The organism is Vibrio sp. RW, assembly GCF_027587105.1.
Lineage (GTDB): Bacteria > Pseudomonadota > Gammaproteobacteria > Enterobacterales > Vibrionaceae > Vibrio > Vibrio toranzoniae.
Genome location: NZ_JAPPTM010000011.1, coordinates 88075 through 105417, shown reverse-complemented (window position 1 = coordinate 105417; position 17343 = coordinate 88075). Strand labels below are relative to the sequence as shown.

The following is a 17343-nucleotide window of genomic DNA, read 5'->3' as shown; positions in this document are numbered from 1 at the left end:
TCTTCTGATTACAGCAAAGGCGGGCAAAGAAAAGGGCGGAGCACGTTGAGTGCTCCGCCTTAGTTATTTTGATTAAGGTAGAGTGCGATTATTCAGCAGTTTCTACGATAACTTCTTCTATTTGTACTTCTTCTTGATATTCGAAACCAGGGATCGTCGCTTCAACTCGACGGTTTTGAGCACGACCTTCAGCAGTATCATTTGATGCTACTGGGTTCTCTTCACCTTCACCTGTAGCTGTGATGCGGTCAGCATCAATACCTTGCTCTTCGATGTGTGCAGCTACTGCAGCGGCACGTTTTTTGGAGATCATCATGTTGTATTCAGCTGCACCTGTTGAGTCAGTGTGACCAACAACTTCAACTGTTGATTGAGGGTGAGCCTTCAGTACTTCAATTAATGGCACTAGTGCGATTTTTCCGTCTGTAGACAGCTCGGTACTGTTCGTCTCAAACATGCCTTGAGAGAAGCTTTCAGTGTGTGCTTTCGTCACAACAACTGTTGTCTTTTCTTCTTCCACAACGACTGGTTCTGTGATTGGCTCAGATGGTGCTTGTGTCATTGAAGCTGCGGCTGCGGCAGCAGCTGCCGATGCGGTAGTATTGCCTGTACCGAAGTTGTAGCTAAGACCTACAGTAACAAGGTTGGAGTTAAGATCTTGGATGATCTTATCGTCAAAATCATCGAAGTATTGATATTCAACTCGAAGTGCCCAATCGTCTGATAGCTGTTTCTCAGCACCGATACCTAGGGCTAATACAACGTCGTCTTCGTCGTCATGCATGATATATGCAGGACCTGCTTTGAAGAAAATATCAAATTCTTGTTTAATCGCTAATCGATACATTGGGCTCAAAGATATTGCTACGATAGAGTCGCTGTATCTTTGAGTTGCTCCATTATTGTTGAAGCTCGTGTCGTAATCACCTAAGTAATCGGCATTCAACTCAAGCGCGAGCGTATCAGTAAAGTTGTAGCCACCGTAAATACCACCCGCAACTGAATCATCTTCACAGTTCGTGCTGTCAACACAAGCACTGTCTAACCAACCCATACCTACTTTAGCACCAACATAAGTTGTTGCTGCGATTGACGGTGCAGCTGCTAAGCCTGAAGCGGCAACAACAGCGCACATGATTTTTGACAGTCTTTTCATAATTATTTCCTTGGATTAACTCTTATTGTTATCTGAACCTGCCAGTAAGACGATTACCTATTAGTTGATGACACTGCTTATAATAAGTAAATCAAAGCGTTGGTTCAGTTGAACCTCTTTTCTTCTCCGCAGTTATATTGTTAATCTGATTGAGTATTGGAGTCAATGAAATTGCTAACTATTGTATAGCTAATAAGTTTATTACTAATTAGCTGAATGTTTATATTTAACCTATAGATTATATATAATCATTTACAAATTATGTAGATAGTAAAATTAAGAAACTTGACCCATATCATATTTATAAAACTGAAAATCCCCATACAACATTCTGGTGTAAGGGGATTTGAATTAAAATTGATTAAATATGTATATTTTTGGATTTTATATTGCAGTTAGTTTTGTATTCTGTGGACGTTCGCCTGCCAGTAAACGCTTTTCGATATCTGCAATTACGGTTGGTAGATCGGCGATGGTGTCAACTAGATAGTGTGGGTTGGACTTGTTTAGCTTAACGCTGGCTTTTTCGCGAGCCGCTGCCAGTGTTGCTTCGTCTGCATCTAAGTATTCTTGATACGTTAATCCAGCCTCATTGCCAGATAGAACAAGGCCTACCGTCCACATGCCTGCGTTGTGGCCTTCATCAATGCCGGGTGCTGCGTCGTCTACTTTTACACACGCAGCAACGCTCGTCACACCTAGGTCGATTACGTTTTTAAGCGCCATGAATGGAGCTGGACGACCACCTTGAGGCAAGTCATCCGTTGCAACTACGTTGTCTGGTCGGTAGCCATAATCTGCAGCAGCAGGGATTAGCACATCCATTACTTCGCGTGGGTAACCAGAACAAGAGCCTATTTTTACGTTCTTTTCTTTTAGGGTATTCACGACTTCAATCGCGTTTAAAATTGGCGCTGCGTGGTCGGCTACTTTCGCTTTTTGAAGAGGCATGAATGCCGCGTAGATCGCATCAACGTCTTCGCTGGTCATTGAACGTCCGAATTGAGCATTCCAACGAGCGTCAACCGCTGGAATTCGCCCCACCGCTTGGATGTGATCCCATTTGCCGATACCCATTGGTTCACGTGCTTCTGCTAAGTCGATGTCAAAGTCGAAACCTTGCTTGAATGCTTCAACAAAAATACTGGTTGGAGCAAACGAGCCGAAATCAACGATAGTGCCAGCCCAGTCAAAGATAACCGCTTGGATAGGTGATGTTGTGTTCATAATAGTGTCCTATTTTTGTGTCACTCCCTGTTCAAATTACTGGAAGGACGAATGATTGTTTTAGGTTATTGGTTTAAATGTTGATTTAGAGAGTGAATTAAAGGTATTCAAAATCTTTGCAGACTTTTGCTATCGCTTTTTCGAAGACAGACAGAGCGACTTCTAGTTCGCTACGGCTGATGATCAATGGCGGGCTCAATTGAATCACGTTACCTTGTGACACCTTAAAGCTCAGGCCATCGTTCAGACACTGATAAAGGACGGCTTCTGCTTCATCGAACGCTCGGGTTTTGGTGATATGGTCAGTGACCAACTCCACGCCCCAAAGCAGGCCGATGCCACGAACGTCACCAATGACTGGGTATTTCTCTTTCATTTGCAGCAGTTGTTCACGAACGAATACGCTGTCCGCTTGCACTTTTTCAAGTAGGTTTTCTTGCTCAATCACTTCCATGGTCGCGAGTGCTGCCGCGCAGCCGATAGGGCTTTTCTCATGGGTGTAGTGACCAAGTGAGACTTGCGCTGCCGTGTTGTATTTGTCTTTGGTGACCATGGCTGCAATTGGAACCAAGCCGCCGCCAAAACCTTTACCGATACATAGGATGTCAGGTTCGATATCAAACGCTTGGTGAGTAAACCATTCGCCGCTACGACCCATGCCATTTGGGATGTCATCAATGATCAACATGACGTTGTGCTTATCACAGATCTCACGGACGCGTTTCCAATAAGCCTTACTTGGTACTTGAACGTCAGTGTTACGAACCGCTTCTGCAATAAAAGCTCCAATACCGCCTTCTTTTTCAATCACGTACTCTAGGTAATCTGCATAATGCACATCATATGCCGTCTCATTGTTATCGCCTGAGCTACACTCACTTAACGGAAAACTAGCGCGAAGCGATAAAGAGTCATTAAGGGGGAAAGCACCACGATAAGAGACTGCTGGTGGAATACGCTCTACGCCAGCCATTAACGGGCCCATGCCTTCGCGGAAACAGGATTCACCGCCGACAGAGATCGCATCCAGTGACGCGCCATGGAAGGAATCCCACAATGAAACGACTTTGAAATTGTTGGTGACATGTCGAGCAAGTTTAAGCGCCATGCCAATCACCGATGTACCACCTGGCGCAAACAACACACGGTTCAAATCACCACCACAGAGCTGTGTTAGCTTTTCAGCGCACTGGACGGCTGTTTCATTGGTAAAGCGACGCGGTGAAAACGGCAATGACGCCATTTGTTGAGTCACTTTATTAATGATGTGTGGGTGGCCATAACCTAACTGATGGACATTGTTGCCGTGAAAGTCCATGTACTTCTTGCCAGTCGCATCTTGAATGTAGATGCCTTCTGCGGCTTCAAGTGTGTCTAGGCAAGGTGTTGACATCGCTTGATGAAGAAATACGTCAGAGTCACGTTTTAACATTGCTTGAGTGGCATCATCGTTTAGCGACTCGTTCCATTTCTCACGCGCTGGTGTGGTGTTCACATCGCCTTCGCTTCGAAAGTGTGTCGCCTTTAGAACGGGCTCTTGATTGGTCGTCGTCATTATTTGATGTCCCAGTACATAGCGTTTTTCACTGCGCCAATGAGGGCTTCAATGTCAGACGGGTAAACTTCACCGATGTTACCGATGCGGAAGCAGTCTGCGTTTGAAACCTTGCCCGGATAAATCACAAACCCTTGCTCTTTCAAACGGTCATAGAATTCCTTGAATTGGTAATCGCTATGAATGGGGGAGTAAAAAGAGGTGATGATCGGTGAATGAAGGTCATCATTTAACAGAGGTTCAAAACCAAGAGAGCGCATACCTGCAACCAGTGTGGTTTGATTGGTTTGGTATCGAGCATGGCGAGCTTCGATGCCGCCTTCTTGTTCCAGTTCAAGCAGGGCTTGGTAAAAAGCACGCACTGTGTGAGTTGGAGAGGTGAATCGCCATTTACCGTGATTGCTTTCCATGCAGTGCCATTGGTCAAACAGATCAAGGCTTAATGAGCGAGCTTGGCCTTTGCACTTCTCTAGTTCCGATTGCTTGGCGATAACAAAGCCGAACCCCGGTACGCCTTGAATACATTTATTTGCCGAGCTGACCATGTAGTCGATGCCTAAGTCAGCAATATCCATAGGGATACCGCCAAAGCTCGACATCGCGTCAAGAATGACCGTTTTGTTGTGCTGCTTTGCCAATTTGGCAATGTCTTCAATTGGGTTCAGCATGCCAGTGGTGGTCTCACAGTGCACAATTGCGACGTGAGTAATGTCTGAATCCATGGCCAATGCCGTTTCCATTTCGTTCAAGTCAGGCTGTGATGTTTCACCTGGGGAAACGACATGGCATGGAATGTTTAAATAGTCTGCGATTTGAGCAATACGAGCACCATACGCACCGTTATCAACAACCAGAAGCTTACCGCTGTTAGAGATAACACTACCAATCGTTGCTTCAACTGAAGCCGTACCGCTACCTTGCATTAATACGCTTGTATATCCCGCTTGCTTAGTTGCCAAAGTCACTAGCTTGCTGCGAATCACTTCAACAACGTCTTTGTTGTATTCATCATCCCAAGTACACCAATCTTTTAGCATCGCTTGGCGAACGGTTTCAGAAGTAGATAGAGGACCCGGTGTCAGTAGTAAGTATTCGTTTCTCATGTTCAATTCTCGTGAAGTTCATTTTGGACTATACCAATGTTTGCGATTACTTTAACAACCAATTTAAACGGTCGTAAATAGCTCAAACACCATTTTCACAAAAGCTTCATATTAAAATGGGTCACTTGTCTTGAGAAAGCTTCCGATCTTTAAACTGCCATTTTTTGTTCATTTAATCGTCATAAAAGCCAGTTAGCTTAATACTCGAAATCTGGTACATACCACAGTTAAAGTGTGTGCTAACAACCTAAATGAATTTATGGATATAGAAGCCTCTTGATATGGCTTCTAGCTTCTAACCTTGGCATCGGGCCTGACTGGAGAAAATGATGAAAAACCGTTTTATGAAAGGATCACTTGCAGCATTAGTTACTCTATTAGCTGGTAATGCTCATGCAGCACAGGAAGTGACGGTTTACACCGCTTTTGAAACTGACATTTTAGCGAAATACAAAAACGCATTTGAAAGTGAAAACCCAGACATCCACATCAAATGGGTTCGTGATTCAACTGGAATCATGACGGCAAAACTATTGGCTGAGAAAAACAACCCTCGTGCAGAAGTGGTGTGGGGCCTTGCGGGTTCTTCAATGGCTCTGCTTAAAGAAGAGGGCATTCTTAAGCCTTACACACCTCAAGGTGTAGAAGCGTTGCGTACCAACCTTAATGATCCGCAATCTACTCAAGCTTGGTATGGCAACGATGCATTCTTCAATGCGGTTTGTTTCAACGAAGCGGTAGCGAAACAACTTAACCTACCAGCACCTAAATCTTGGGATGATCTAACCAAGCCTATCTACAAAGGTCACATTGCGATGCCAAACCCAGCGTCTTCTGGTACGGGTTACATGCAAGTGTCAGCGTGGCTACAAAACATGGGTGAAGACCAAGGTTGGAACTACATGCAGAAGCTAGACCAAAACATCGCTCACTACACGCACTCTGGTTCTAAGCCATGTGTTCAAGCGGGTATGGGGGAAGTGGCTATCGGTATTTCTATGGCGAGTCGCGGCGCTAAGCTGAAAACTCAAGGTGCGCCACTTTCTGTGATTACACCGGAAGGTATCGGTTGGGAATCTGAAGCAGTAGGTCTTGTTAAGCCCTCAGATGCAGCGCAGCGCGTGGTTGACTGGTCTATCTCTAAAGCAGCAAATGAGCTTTACATCGAAATGTACCCAGTTGTTGGTCACCAAGATGTCACAGGCAAAGCGAAGAACTTCCCGAACGTAGAGAAAAACATGGCAAACATGGATTTCGCTCGCATGGGTAGCGAACGTGCAGACGTATTGAAAACATGGTCTGAGAAGTTTGACGCTAAATCAGAGCCGAAATCTTAATCTATCGAGCTACTCAGTTAATTAACTATTGAGTTCATTAGAAGTTAGAAATCAGTAAAGGAAGGCTTCGGTCTTCCTTTTTTAGTTTTACGCCTTTAGGTTTTAAGTAAGGTACGATAAATGACAAAGCACTATTCATATTGGTTCAAACAAGCACTAGAAAAGGAATTTGGCAGCATAGACGTAGGTCTAGAATCCGCTAAACCGCTTCAAAAAGACGTTAACTGTGATATCGCCATTGTCGGCGGTGGTTACACTGGTTTATGGACGGCGATTTTAATCAAACAGCAGCAGCCTCAAAAACACGTTGTGGTGATTGAAAAAGGCTTATGTGGCAGCGGTGCTTCTGGTGCCAACGGCGGGTGTATGTTGACGTGGTCGACTAAGTATCCAACGCTGAAAAAGCTCTACGGGAAAGAGCAAGCGAAATGGCTGGTTAAAGAATCGGAAAAGGTCATTTACGAGATCGAAGCTTTCTGTAATGAACACAACATCGACGCGCATCTGTATCGCAGCGGCACTTATTACACGGCAACCAATGAAGCGCAAAAAGGTGGAATGGAGCCTGTTGTGAATGAGTTGGTCAAGCAAGGCATAAATAGTTGGAAGAAGTGTGACAACTCTTTGCCTGATAAAGCGGGATCGGATCGTCATATTGAAGGGTATTACTCGGAAGCTGCGGGCAGTGTGCAACCCGCTTTATTGGCGAGAGGGTTACGCCGAGTTGCTATTGAACTAGGTATCGAAATTCACGAAAACACAGAAATGACGTCGCTCGATTATGGCTCTCCAGCTCGAATCCAAACTAAGGGCGGATCTGTCTTTGCCGATAAAGTGATCTTGGCACTCAACGCATGGATGCTCGATCATTTCAAAGAGTTCAAACGCAGCATTGTGGTTGTCTCGTCAGACATGGTGGTGACTAAGCCAATCCCAGAAAAACTTAAGCAGTTTGGTCCCGAGAAAGGGGCAGCGGTGGTGGATTCACGTATCTTTGTTCACTATTACCGAGACACCCAAGACGGGCGGCTCATGCTAGGCAAAGGTGGCAACAAATTCTCGTTTGCGAATCAGGTTGAAAGCATGTTTAACCAAACGACCAACTATCTGCCGATTCTCAATCAATCTTTCCAAAAACTGTTTCCTAAACTGGAACAAAGTGAATTCGATTACAATTGGTCGGGTGGCTCAGACCGTTCTGTCACAGGATTGCCATTTTTCGGTAATCTAAAAGGCCAAAACAACGTCTATTATGGGCTTGGTTACTCAGGTAATGGTGTTGCTCAAACTCGTATGGGCGGAAAGATTCTGTCATCAATGGTACTCGGAACCGATAACGCTTGGACGTGCTGCGGACTAACCAAAGGACCGCTTGGTCATTTCCCGCCAGAGCCATTCCGTTGGGTGGGTGCAATGATGGTGCGTGATGCGGTACGAAGAAAAGAGAACGCGGAAGATTCTGGTAACATGCCATTATGGCTAGATAAGCAATTGGCAAAGCTGGCTGGTGCGGCAGGTAAAGCCGACAAGGTAGAGTAAATCTGTCGTTTAGATTTTTTCTCGCCCGCTAAGTCTGACTTGGAAGTTAAATTTGATTTGAAGTGAGAATTGATATGACGACCCCGCTGTACGTATTTGATCTAGATGAAACACTCATGGACGGAAACAGTGCCATGATTTGGAATGAGTTTTTGGTTGAAAAGGGCTTAGCGAGTGAACCTAGCTTTTTGAACGAAGAACGCCGGCTTATTACGCTGTACGTTCAAGGTATGCTTAATGAAGACGCTTACCTCGAATTTGCTACTCGCTCTCTAGCAAATAAGACACATCAAGAGGTGTGTGCTTTATTAGAAGAGTGTATTGATAGCAAAGTACTGAGTAGGATCCTTCTTCAAGTGATGCAGGGGAGCTGGTCTTCCAAAATACAAGGGCAGACGATGGTGATTATCTCTGCCATCGTTTCGTTCATTCCTGCCTGTGTAGCGAAAAAGCTCAATATTCCGAATGCAGTCGGCATCGAATTAATGGAAGAGTCTGGTCAATATAGTGTTAAAGTTCTGGGGCTTCCAAATCACCCGTACGGTAAGATTGTGAGTTTTAAAGAGTGGCGCACAGCATTTGATCACCAACAAGGCCTCTGTGGTTCAATTAACGACTTGCCTCAATATGATTTGGCCGATCGTCCCCATTTAGCTAATCCACATGAACGTTTAAGCACTCGAACAGATTCTATTCCGTGGTGTGCGGTGTACTGAGCTTAGCCATTGGCAGGAACTATTGCTATTAGAGATTATTGTTATTAAAGACTATGGCTATTTGGCGGTAAAAAGTACGTTAGTTTTCATCGCCAAATCCCCTTCGAGTGGTAAGCACTTTGCTATAAGTTATTAAACATTAGGACTTGTTTAATGCGTATTTTTTCCCGTTAGAATGAATTTTATTTCTGCAATATAACTGTCACTTAGCTTCTATAAATTTGTCACTCAACTGCAATATTCAAAGTTTAAATTTGGTATATACCATATGAAGAGTGCTGTAGTATGAGCAACCAAACTTATTTGAATATTGAAAACGTTGTAAAGCAATTTGGCCAATTTACAGCGTTGAAAGACATCTCCTTATCGATCGAAAAAGGTGAATTTGTCTGTTTCCTTGGCCCGTCTGGCTGTGGAAAAACCACCTTATTGCGTGCGATTGCAGGTTTAGATTTACCAACTTCAGGCTCTATAGAGCAAAACGGTAATGACACAACCTTCTTGCCGCCAGAAAAGCGCGACTTTGGCATCGTGTTCCAGTCTTACGCACTGTTCCCGAACCTTACGGTGGAAGATAACATTGCGATTGGCCTTAAAAACCAAGGTATGTCGACCAAAGAAGCCCTCGAGACGGTGGAATCTTGGCTAGAAACCATCGGTTTACCAACGTCGGCTCAAAAATTCCCGAATCAGCTGTCTGGCGGACAACAGCAGCGTGTGGCTTTGGCTCGCGCTTTGGCACTGTCTCCGGGCTTGCTACTGCTTGATGAACCGCTGTCTGCATTGGATGCAAAAGTACGAACACACTTGCGCGACGAGATCTGTCAATTGCAGCGTAAATTAGGCATCACCACAATCATGGTGACGCACGACCAAGATGAAGCCTTGACCATGGCCGACCGCATTGTGGTAATGAATCATGGAGTTATCGAGCAAGTCGGGGCTCCACAAGAGATATACCAAAAACCAGTAAGCCGTTTTGTGGCTGAGTTTGTGGGCAGTATGAACTTCATTCAAGCGTCTGTAGCAGCTCAAGGCAAGATGCGTATTGCTGAGTCTATGTTGCCATTGCCTGGGCTAGATAACTTAGAACCAAAGCAGGGTGATGTGTTTGATATCGCGGTTCGTCCAGAGCAAATCCAGTTTGTTGATCGTTTTAATGAGTCCTTACCGGTTCGAATCGTATCAAGTGAATTCTTAGGGGCGTTTTATCGCGTTGAGTGTCAATTGCAACATGACTCAACCGCGAAAGAGATCATCGTTGATGTATCAGTCAAAGAGTTCAACCGATTGAAGCTGCGTCGCAGTGATATTCGTTATGTGGCTTTTGACCAAGAAGGCCTAAGAGCTTACCCATCGAAAAGCTTGCAAGTGATGAAAGACGAGGCAGCCTAATCAATCATGGAATCGACTCAAATTATGCAATCTAATCTGCTATTTCAACGACGAGTACAACCTTTTCTTGCTCGGTTGAGTAAAGACAACGTTATCCTATTTGGGCTGTTGGCATTTTTGTCTGTAGTCATGACACTGTTTATTCTGATGCCGTTGTGGGCAATGCTGAAAAAGAGTGTTCAAAACGCAGATGGCGAATTTGTCGGTTTGCAGAATTTCGCGACGTATTTCGCGTCTCAAAGCCTGTGGCAATCCGTCGGTAACACCTTCACGTTGGGCTTGTTGGTAACGACAGTGGTTGGCGTTTTAGCGTTTGGTTATGCCTATGCTTTGACTCGTTCATGCATGCCTTTTAAGGGACTATTTCAGGTATTAGGTTCTGCGCCGATTCTTGCTCCGTCACTACTTCCGGCGATCAGCCTGATCTTCCTATTTGGTAACCAAGGTATCGCCAAAGAAGTCTTGGGCGGTAACTCGGTATACGGCTTGATTGGTATCTCACTCGGCTTGATATTTTGGACTTTTCCACACGCCTTGATGATTCTAACCACTTCACTCAGAACGTCCGATTCTCGTCTTTATGAGGCAGCACGCGCACTGAATACGTCATCGCTCAAAACCTTCTTCATGGTGACCTTACCTGCAGCCAAATATGGCTTGATCAGTACTTTGATCGTGGTGTTTACGTTGGTGGTATGTGACTTTGGTGTGCCAAAAGTGATTGGCGGCAGCTACAACGTTTTATCGACGGACATCTTTAAACAGGTGGTTGGCCAGCAAAACTTCTCGATGGGTGCGGTAACCAGTATCTTGTTGCTGTTGCCTGCATTGCTCGCGTTTACGGTTGATCGCTGGGTGCAAAAGAAACAGAAGAGCTTGTTTGATACTCGTTCTGTTGCGTACCAACCAGAGCCAAATACGATGCGTGACGGCTTGTGTTTCCTTTACTGCACGATCATCTCTGCTGCTGTCGTTATCGTGTTGGGCATGGCGATATATGGTTCTATGGTCACCTTCTGGCCTTGGAACAAAGCGCTTACACTGAACAACTACAACTTCGCAGAAATGAGTACTTATGGTTGGACTCCGTTCTTCAATTCTCTGACGCTTGGCGCATGGACTGCCATTATCGGTACCGTATTGATTTTCTTGGGTGCGTACTGCATTGAGAAGGGCAGAGCATTTGGTCCTGTTCGTCAGGCGATGCAGATGCTCAGTGTTGTGCCGATGGCGGTTCCGGGGATGGTGTTAGGTTTGGGCTACATCTTCTACTTTAATGACTTAAGTAACCCACTCAACTTCTTGTATGGAACAATGGCGTTCTTGGTGATCAATACCGTGGTTCACTACTACACGGTAGGGCACATGACGGCGTTAACGGCATTAAAACAGCTGCCTTCGGAAATTGAAGCCACCGCGGCCTCGGTTAACCTACCGCAATACAAGTTGTTCTTTAAGGTGACGGTGCCCGTTTGTCTGCCTGCGATTTTAGATATTGCGACATACCTGTTTATTAATGCACTTACCACGACATCTGCGGTAGTATTCTTGTATTCTACCGACACGATACCTGCGTCGGTTTCAGTCATGAATATGGATGATGCGGGGCAAACGGGTGCAGCAGCAGCCATGGCGGTAATGATCATGATATCTGCAGCGAGTGCGAAGTTGATTCATATGCTAATCAACAAGTTATTCGAGAAGCGCACCCAAGCTTGGCGTAAACGTTAGCGAACCATTTTATATTGCAGTTGGCCAAGGAGTGGCTGACGACAAGAACAAGAATGAAAGGAAATGAAGTGCAGTACGTAAAAATCAAAGATGTCATTGTAGAGCAGATAGAGTCGGGGATGTTAACGCCACGACAGAAGCTGCCTGCAGAACGTAAACTGGCTGAGTCGTTTGATACGACACGAGTTACGTTACGCGAAGCCTTGTCTTCACTTGAAGCGGAAGGACGCATTTATCGAGAAGACCGTCGTGGTTGGTTTATCTCGCCGGCGCCGCTTCGCTACAACCCGACACAAACATTGAATTTCACCAACATGGCTCTCTCGCAGAATCGTAAGCCAAAAACAGAGTTAGTAGCAGCGAAAGGAATGTTAGCAACCAAGGAAGCAACTAAGCTTCTTGAGTTACAACCTTTTTCAGATGTTTATCGTGTAGATAGAGTTCGCTACCTTGAAGACAGGCCTGTTGTGTATGTGACGAACTACATTCGACCAGAGTTGTTTCCTAACTTGCTCGATTATGATCTGTCCAAATCACTGACGGACATCTACCGCGAACACTTTGGCGTGGTGTATCAGAAGATCCGTTACCGTGTGAGTACAACGTCTTTGCTGGGTGAAACAGCGCAAGCACTGCGTGCGACTTCTGGCTCTCCTGCAATGGTTGTCGAGCGTGTTAACTACAATCAAAACGGCGATTTGATTGACTGCGATATTGAGTATTGGCGTCACGACGCGATCAGTATCGAGTCGATAGCGCAGTTAGAGCGTTAGTCGTACGTTAGAACGCTGGCACATCTCACTTTAGGGATTTGCCCAACTGGAATAATCAAAGGTCTCTTATCTGGAGGCCTTTTTTATCCTCTGTTTTCAGCGACTGCTTTTATCAGTCAATAAGTTAGGAATGAAATGGAATTCTCTGCCATCATCATCGTGATTATTTCGGCTCTGCTGCATGCGGGTTGGAATGTCCTAGGTAAATCAAATCAAGGTTCTGGCTCATCTTTCTTCTTAGCGTCAGGCTTTGCCGCTGCCGCGATTCTTACTCCCTATTTGATTTGGTATGTCTACAGCGTCGGCTTTGCAAACATCACAATTCTATTCTGGCAATTGCTCTTCTTGAGTGGCATTTGCCAAATCATCTACTTAATCGGTTTAGGCATCGCCTATAAACAGGCCGATATTGGTGTTATCTACCCAATGGCACGAGCGCTGCCTGTGTTAATGGTTGGTTTGGGTACAGTGTTGATTGGCTATGAGTTGTCATTGAATCAATGGATTGGCTTTGCACTGATCACATTAGGCTGTTTGTTTGTTCCACTGAAACAGTTCTCTGAGCTGAGGCTCAAGGCCTACCTGAACCTCGGTGTGCTGTGGGCACTCATCGCCGCTATTGGCACCACAGGCTATTCCATTATTGATAAAGAAGCGCTTCTGTTATTGGAGCCGTTAAGCACACCTTCTATTACTAATAAACACACGGCGATTTTCTACCTAGGTATTCAATTTTGGGCGATCGTAATTCCGCTGAGTATTTGGTTGTTGGTGACCAATCAAAGAGTCGAGTTTACCAACGCATGGATACTACGTAAAAAAGCCACGGTTGCAGGCATTATGATGGCATCGACTTACGGTTTGGTGTTGTTTGCGATGACCATGACAGAGAACGTCAGCTTGGTGGTGGCACTTAGGCAAGTAAGCATCATCTTCGGCGTCGTGATGGGGATCTACTTTTTAAAGGAAAAGTGGCACATGACTCGCGGTGTAGGCGTCATTTTTATCATTGCTGGTTTAGTTATCTCACTGAATTAAAAAGAAATTAAAATACACTTCTAACTTATAATGTGACTTTTCAGTCACATTTTCATTATTGATAGCAAACGTTTTACTAATGTTAAAGATGTGATCCTTCTCATAGACAAAGCTGTTAAGTTACCGGTAACATTCATCTTAACGTTACCGGTAACATATAACAACAAACCGGACTCTGTGAAACTCATAAGGATACCCAAATGAAAGCTCTGACTAAAACGCTGATCGCTGCTTCCCTCACTGGCCTATTTGCTACTTCAGCAATGGCTGCAGACTTCAAACTTAAGATTCAATCTTCAGATCCATCTGGTGATTTGAACTTCAAGGTTCAGCAGAAGTGGGCTGAGCGCGTAGAAACGATGTCTAACGGACGTATCGACATTGATCTTCTTCCTGTAGGCGCTGTGGTTAAGCACACTGAAACGCTAGGCGCGATCAAAATGGGCATCTTAGATGGTCATATCACAGCAACGGGTTACTTTTCTGGTAAAGATCCAGCATTCGGCCTAATCGGTAACATGGTGGGTGCATGGTCAGACACAACACAACTGCTTCAGTACATGAACTACGGTGGCGGTAACGAACTAATGACTGAGCTTTACAAGCCTTACGGTGTTCAGTTCGTTGGTGCTTCAACAACAGGTGTTGAGTCTTTCATCTCTAAAAAGCCAATTGACGGTGTTGCGGATCTTAAAGGTCTTAAATTGCGTGCGCCTGAAGGCTTAGTACAACAAGTGTTTGCAGCAGCGGGTGCGACTCCAGTAAACCTTCCGGGTTCTGAAGTATTTACCGGTCTTAGCAAGGGTGTAATTGATGCTGCGGACTACACAGTATTCTCGACAAACCAAAAAGCGGGCATGAATGACATTGCGACTCACCCAGTTCAACCGGGTTTCCACTCGCTACCGTTAATCGATATCTCTGTTTCTCAAAAGAAATGGGACAAGATGCCTGCGGATCTACAAACGATTCTACAAACATCCGTGCGTGACTTCTCTTACGACATGACGACTCAGCTAAAAATGGCTGACCAAGCGGCACTTAAAGAAGCTCAAGCGAACCCAGAAATCACAGTTCATGACTGGTCTCAAGAAGAGCGTAAGAAGTTCCGTGAAATTGCAAAAGGTCAATGGAAAGTCTTTGCAGAGCGTTCTGACAACGCAGGGAAAGTTTACACTTCCGTTACCGTGTTCCTAGAAGAAAACGGCCTACTGTAATTCAAACCTAGCTTATTGATGGGGGAGGGCATTGCTCTCCCTTTTCTCTCAGGAAATTTGGCTCATGACAGACAAAACCCCTCACGCACCAGCTGAAAACGATGAAAAGCCAAGAAACGGCCTTGATCGTCTTATCATAAAATTCAGTAACTTAGTTAGCTGGCTGTTCATCTTCACTGTATTGATCTCATTTTACGAAGTTGTGATGCGTTATGCATTTGATGCCCCGACCACATGGGTACACGAAACGGCTTCATTTATCGGTGGCTCCCTATTCATTATCGGCGGCATCTACGCTTTCGCGGCTGATAAGCATGTACGTGTTGTTCTTATCTACGATTCAGTGTCTAACCAAACACGTAAGTACCTTAATCTTGTTCACCACACAGTTGGCTTGGCCTTTGCTGGCATGCTGGCTTACGCGGCTTACTTCACAGCAGAAGAAGCATGGTTTGCACCTTGGGGTGAATTCCGCTTAGAGACATCAGGCTCAGTGTTAAACGCACCTTATCCTGCGTTGCTGAAAGGTCTGATCTTTGTCGTTTTATGTGTTCTTGTTGTCCAGTTTGTATTGCACCTAATCCAAGAGTTGATGGGTCTAAGGAAGAATGACGATGTTTGATTTATCTTCTATTGGTATCGCATGGGGCAGTTTGCTCATGCTGGTTATGATGATTGGTTTGCTACTCACGGGTATGCAGCTGGCCTTCGTAACAGGTTTTGTCGCGATTTTCTTCACCCTATGTTGGTTTGGCCCTGATGCCTTGCCTTTGATTGCGAGCCGCACTTACAGCTTTGCTTCTGGTTATGTATTCCTCGCCGTCCCAATGTTCGTATTGATGGCGGCTCTCTTAGACCGTTCGGGTATCGCGCGTGACCTGTTTGATGCCATGAAATCTGTTGGCCGTAAAGTTCGCGGTGGCGTTGCGGTACAAACGTTACTAGTTGCGGTTCTATTGGCTTCAATGTCGGGCGTTATCGGTGGTGAAACGGTACTACTTGGTATTCTCGCTCTGCCTCAAATGCTTCGCTTGGGTTACGACCGTAAGCTTGCTATCGGTACAACCTGTGCGGGTGGTGCGTTAGGCACCATGCTTCCACCAAGTATCGTATTGATCATCTACGGTATGACAGCCAGCGTATCGATTGGTGACTTGTTTAAAGCATCTTTTTTACCAGCGTTTATCCTTGCGGGTTGTTACATCGGCTACGTATTGATTCGTTGTAAGCTAAACCCTTCTCTCGCGCCTATTCCAAGTGATGATGAGACAGAAGAAGACATTGCAAATCAGCCTAGCTACTTCAAGGCTCTGTTCTTCCCACTGCTTTCAGTAGCAACTGTTCTAGGCAGTATCTACACCGGCATCGCGTCAGTAACAGAAGCTTCTGCTTTAGGTGTGGTGGGTATTATGATCAGTGCACTGATCCGTGGCGAACTGAACTTCAACATGCTGAAAGAGAGTGCCATGGCAACCATGCGTACCTGCGGCATGATCATGTGGATTGGCATCGGTGCAAGTGCACTGGTAGGTATCTACAACTTGATGGGCGGTATTGATTTTGTTGAAGAAACCATCCTTGCCCTAAGTGGCGGCAACGCAACAGTAACGCTGCTAATCATGATGGCTATCTTGTTGGTTTTAGGCATGTTCCTTGATTGGGTCGGTGTGGCGCTTCTAACAATGCCAATCTTCGTTCCAATCATTACAGGCCTTGGTTTTGACCCAGTTTGGTTTGGTGTTGTGTTCTGTCTCAACATGCAGGTGTCTTTCTTGTCGCCACCGTTTGGCCCTGCGGCATTCTACCTAAAATCGGTCGCACCAAAAGACATCAGCTTGGGCGAGATATTTACCTCACTACTGCCGTTCATTGCACTTCAAGTCTTGGTTCTGGGGCTGGTTATTATCTTCCCTCAGCTAGCACTTTGGTGGCAATAACAGTAAAGGTCCTTGAGCGGATTTAGTATTCGGGGACCGATCAGCAGCAACATAAGTTTAACTATTAGATTCGATTGTCAGCCCCAGTTTTGGTTGGGGCTTAGGGAAGGCTTGCCTTATGAAAAGCAAAAAAATACTCGTGATGGGCGTATCTGGATGCGGAAAAAGCCTGATTGGTAGCCGTATCGCAGAAGCATTAACGCTCCAGTTTTTTGATGGCGATGATTTCCATCCGCAAAGCAATGTAGAAAAGATGCGTCAAGGTATTCCACTGACAGACGACGATCGTCAAGGATGGCTGGAAACACTGAATAAGCAATATATCGAACAACCAAGCGCAGTGATTGCTTGCTCGGCACTAAAGCCGCAATACCGCGATATTCTGCGCAACAACAATGAAGATTTGGTGATTGTGTACCTACAGGGCAGTTTCGATACGATTTGGAATCGTCACAAAGCTCGTGAAAATCATTACTTTAATGGTCAAGAAATGTTGAAAAGCCAGTTTGAAACCTTGGTTGAACCTGATCTAGATGAAGCATTATTTGTCGATATCTCACAAGATGTCGAGCAAGTAGTAGAAAGTGCAGTTAAACAAATTAAGCAGATAGGCTAAACC

15 protein-coding genes are annotated in these 17343 nt (G+C 45.2%); 11 read left to right on the top strand and 4 right to left on the bottom strand.

From position 1 onward, the window contains the following. Positions 1-88 precede the first annotated feature (88 nt). The 4 genes from OCT63_RS12095 to phnW form a co-directional block, all read right to left on the bottom strand. Positions 89-1156 (bottom strand): OmpA family protein, encoded by a 1068-nt coding sequence (locus tag OCT63_RS12095; protein ID WP_269983798.1) that lies wholly within the window; start codon positions 1154-1156, stop codon positions 89-91. Positions 1157-1540: 384 nt separating this feature from the next. Continuing rightward, the gene (gene phnX, locus OCT63_RS12090) at positions 1541-2383 is read right to left on the bottom strand and encodes a phosphonoacetaldehyde hydrolase (RefSeq protein ID WP_269983797.1); all 843 of its coding nucleotides are present in this window, start codon (positions 2381-2383) and stop codon (positions 1541-1543) included. A gap of 97 nt (positions 2384-2480) precedes the next feature. Further along, positions 2481-3938, bottom strand: coding sequence for an aspartate aminotransferase family protein (locus OCT63_RS12085; RefSeq protein ID WP_269983796.1), 1458 nt, complete (start codon positions 3936-3938; stop codon positions 2481-2483). Further along, positions 3938-5041, bottom strand: a complete 1104-nt coding sequence (gene phnW / locus OCT63_RS12080) for a 2-aminoethylphosphonate--pyruvate transaminase (RefSeq protein WP_161686905.1) — start codon at positions 5039-5041, stop codon at positions 3938-3940. Before phnW ends, OCT63_RS12085 begins: the two co-directional genes overlap by 1 nt. A gap of 326 nt (positions 5042-5367) precedes the next feature. Between phnW and OCT63_RS12075 the strand changes: the two genes are divergently transcribed. The 11 genes from OCT63_RS12075 to OCT63_RS12025 all read left to right on the top strand — a co-directional run bounded on the left by OCT63_RS12075 (position 5368) and on the right by OCT63_RS12025 (position 17340). Continuing rightward, the gene (locus tag OCT63_RS12075) at positions 5368-6378 is read left to right on the top strand and encodes a putative 2-aminoethylphosphonate ABC transporter substrate-binding protein (RefSeq protein WP_161686907.1); all 1011 of its coding nucleotides are present in this window, start codon (positions 5368-5370) and stop codon (positions 6376-6378) included. Between the two features lie 120 nt (positions 6379-6498). Then, positions 6499-7917 carry an FAD-dependent oxidoreductase gene (locus OCT63_RS12070; RefSeq protein WP_161686909.1) on the top strand — a complete coding sequence of 473 codons (1419 nt, stop codon included), beginning with the start codon at positions 6499-6501 and terminating at the stop codon, positions 7915-7917. Positions 7918-7991: 74 nt separating this feature from the next. After that, positions 7992-8633, top strand: coding sequence for a haloacid dehalogenase-like hydrolase (locus OCT63_RS12065; protein ID WP_269983795.1), 642 nt, complete (start codon positions 7992-7994; stop codon positions 8631-8633). Between the two features lie 285 nt (positions 8634-8918). Continuing rightward, a complete protein-coding gene (locus tag OCT63_RS12060) occupies positions 8919-10028 on the top strand; it encodes a putative 2-aminoethylphosphonate ABC transporter ATP-binding protein (RefSeq protein WP_161686913.1) in 1110 nt (369 codons plus the stop codon). A gap of 6 nt (positions 10029-10034) precedes the next feature. Then, positions 10035-11759 carry a putative 2-aminoethylphosphonate ABC transporter permease subunit gene (locus OCT63_RS12055; RefSeq protein ID WP_161686915.1) on the top strand — a complete coding sequence of 575 codons (1725 nt, stop codon included), beginning with the start codon at positions 10035-10037 and terminating at the stop codon, positions 11757-11759. Between the two features lie 68 nt (positions 11760-11827). Continuing rightward, positions 11828-12532: a phosphonate utilization transcriptional regulator PhnR gene (gene phnR / locus OCT63_RS12050; RefSeq protein ID WP_046223986.1), complete on the top strand. Its 705-nt coding sequence runs from the start codon at positions 11828-11830 to the stop codon at positions 12530-12532. Positions 12533-12667: 135 nt separating this feature from the next. Beyond that, the gene (locus tag OCT63_RS12045) at positions 12668-13570 is read left to right on the top strand and encodes a multidrug transporter (RefSeq protein WP_161686916.1); all 903 of its coding nucleotides are present in this window, start codon (positions 12668-12670) and stop codon (positions 13568-13570) included. 200 nt (positions 13571-13770) lie between these two features. Continuing rightward, positions 13771-14787: a TRAP transporter substrate-binding protein gene (locus OCT63_RS12040; RefSeq protein WP_161686918.1), complete on the top strand. Its 1017-nt coding sequence runs from the start codon at positions 13771-13773 to the stop codon at positions 14785-14787. A gap of 64 nt (positions 14788-14851) precedes the next feature. Further along, positions 14852-15409, top strand: coding sequence for a TRAP transporter small permease subunit (locus OCT63_RS12035; protein WP_060469516.1), 558 nt, complete (start codon positions 14852-14854; stop codon positions 15407-15409). Beyond that, entirely contained in the window at positions 15402-16724 is a 1323-nt protein-coding gene (locus OCT63_RS12030) for a TRAP transporter large permease (protein ID WP_060469517.1), read from the top strand. Before OCT63_RS12035 ends, OCT63_RS12030 begins: the two co-directional genes overlap by 8 nt. Before the next feature lie 118 nt (positions 16725-16842). Beyond that, positions 16843-17340 carry a gluconokinase gene (locus OCT63_RS12025; protein WP_060469518.1) on the top strand — a complete coding sequence of 166 codons (498 nt, stop codon included), beginning with the start codon at positions 16843-16845 and terminating at the stop codon, positions 17338-17340. Positions 17341-17343: the final 3 nt, after the last annotated feature.

Excerpts from the sequence above, each read along its gene's own strand:
- OCT63_RS12075 (WP_161686907.1), top strand. The coding sequence starts at position 5,368 with ATGATGAAAAACCGTTTTATGAAAGGATCACTTGCAGCATTAGTTACT.
- OCT63_RS12045 (WP_161686916.1), top strand. The coding sequence starts at position 12,668 with ATGGAATTCTCTGCCATCATCATCGTGATTATTTCGGCTCTGCTGCAT.
- OCT63_RS12085 (WP_269983796.1), bottom strand. The coding sequence starts at position 3,938 with ATGACGACGACCAATCAAGAGCCCGTTCTAAAGGCGACACACTTTCGA.
- OCT63_RS12065 (WP_269983795.1), top strand. The coding sequence starts at position 7,992 with ATGACGACCCCGCTGTACGTATTTGATCTAGATGAAACACTCATGGAC.
- OCT63_RS12040 (WP_161686918.1), top strand. The coding sequence starts at position 13,771 with ATGAAAGCTCTGACTAAAACGCTGATCGCTGCTTCCCTCACTGGCCTA.
- phnW (WP_161686905.1), bottom strand. The coding sequence starts at position 5,041 with ATGAGAAACGAATACTTACTACTGACACCGGGTCCTCTATCTACTTCT.
- OCT63_RS12025 (WP_060469518.1), top strand. The coding sequence starts at position 16,843 with ATGAAAAGCAAAAAAATACTCGTGATGGGCGTATCTGGATGCGGAAAA.
- OCT63_RS12035 (WP_060469516.1), top strand. The coding sequence starts at position 14,852 with ATGACAGACAAAACCCCTCACGCACCAGCTGAAAACGATGAAAAGCCA.
- OCT63_RS12060 (WP_161686913.1), top strand. The coding sequence starts at position 8,919 with ATGAGCAACCAAACTTATTTGAATATTGAAAACGTTGTAAAGCAATTT.
- OCT63_RS12070 (WP_161686909.1), top strand. The coding sequence starts at position 6,499 with ATGACAAAGCACTATTCATATTGGTTCAAACAAGCACTAGAAAAGGAA.
- OCT63_RS12055 (WP_161686915.1), top strand. The coding sequence starts at position 10,035 with ATGGAATCGACTCAAATTATGCAATCTAATCTGCTATTTCAACGACGA.
- OCT63_RS12095 (WP_269983798.1), bottom strand. The coding sequence starts at position 1,156 with ATGAAAAGACTGTCAAAAATCATGTGCGCTGTTGTTGCCGCTTCAGGC.
- OCT63_RS12030 (WP_060469517.1), top strand. The coding sequence starts at position 15,402 with ATGTTTGATTTATCTTCTATTGGTATCGCATGGGGCAGTTTGCTCATG.
- phnX (WP_269983797.1), bottom strand. The coding sequence starts at position 2,383 with ATGAACACAACATCACCTATCCAAGCGGTTATCTTTGACTGGGCTGGC.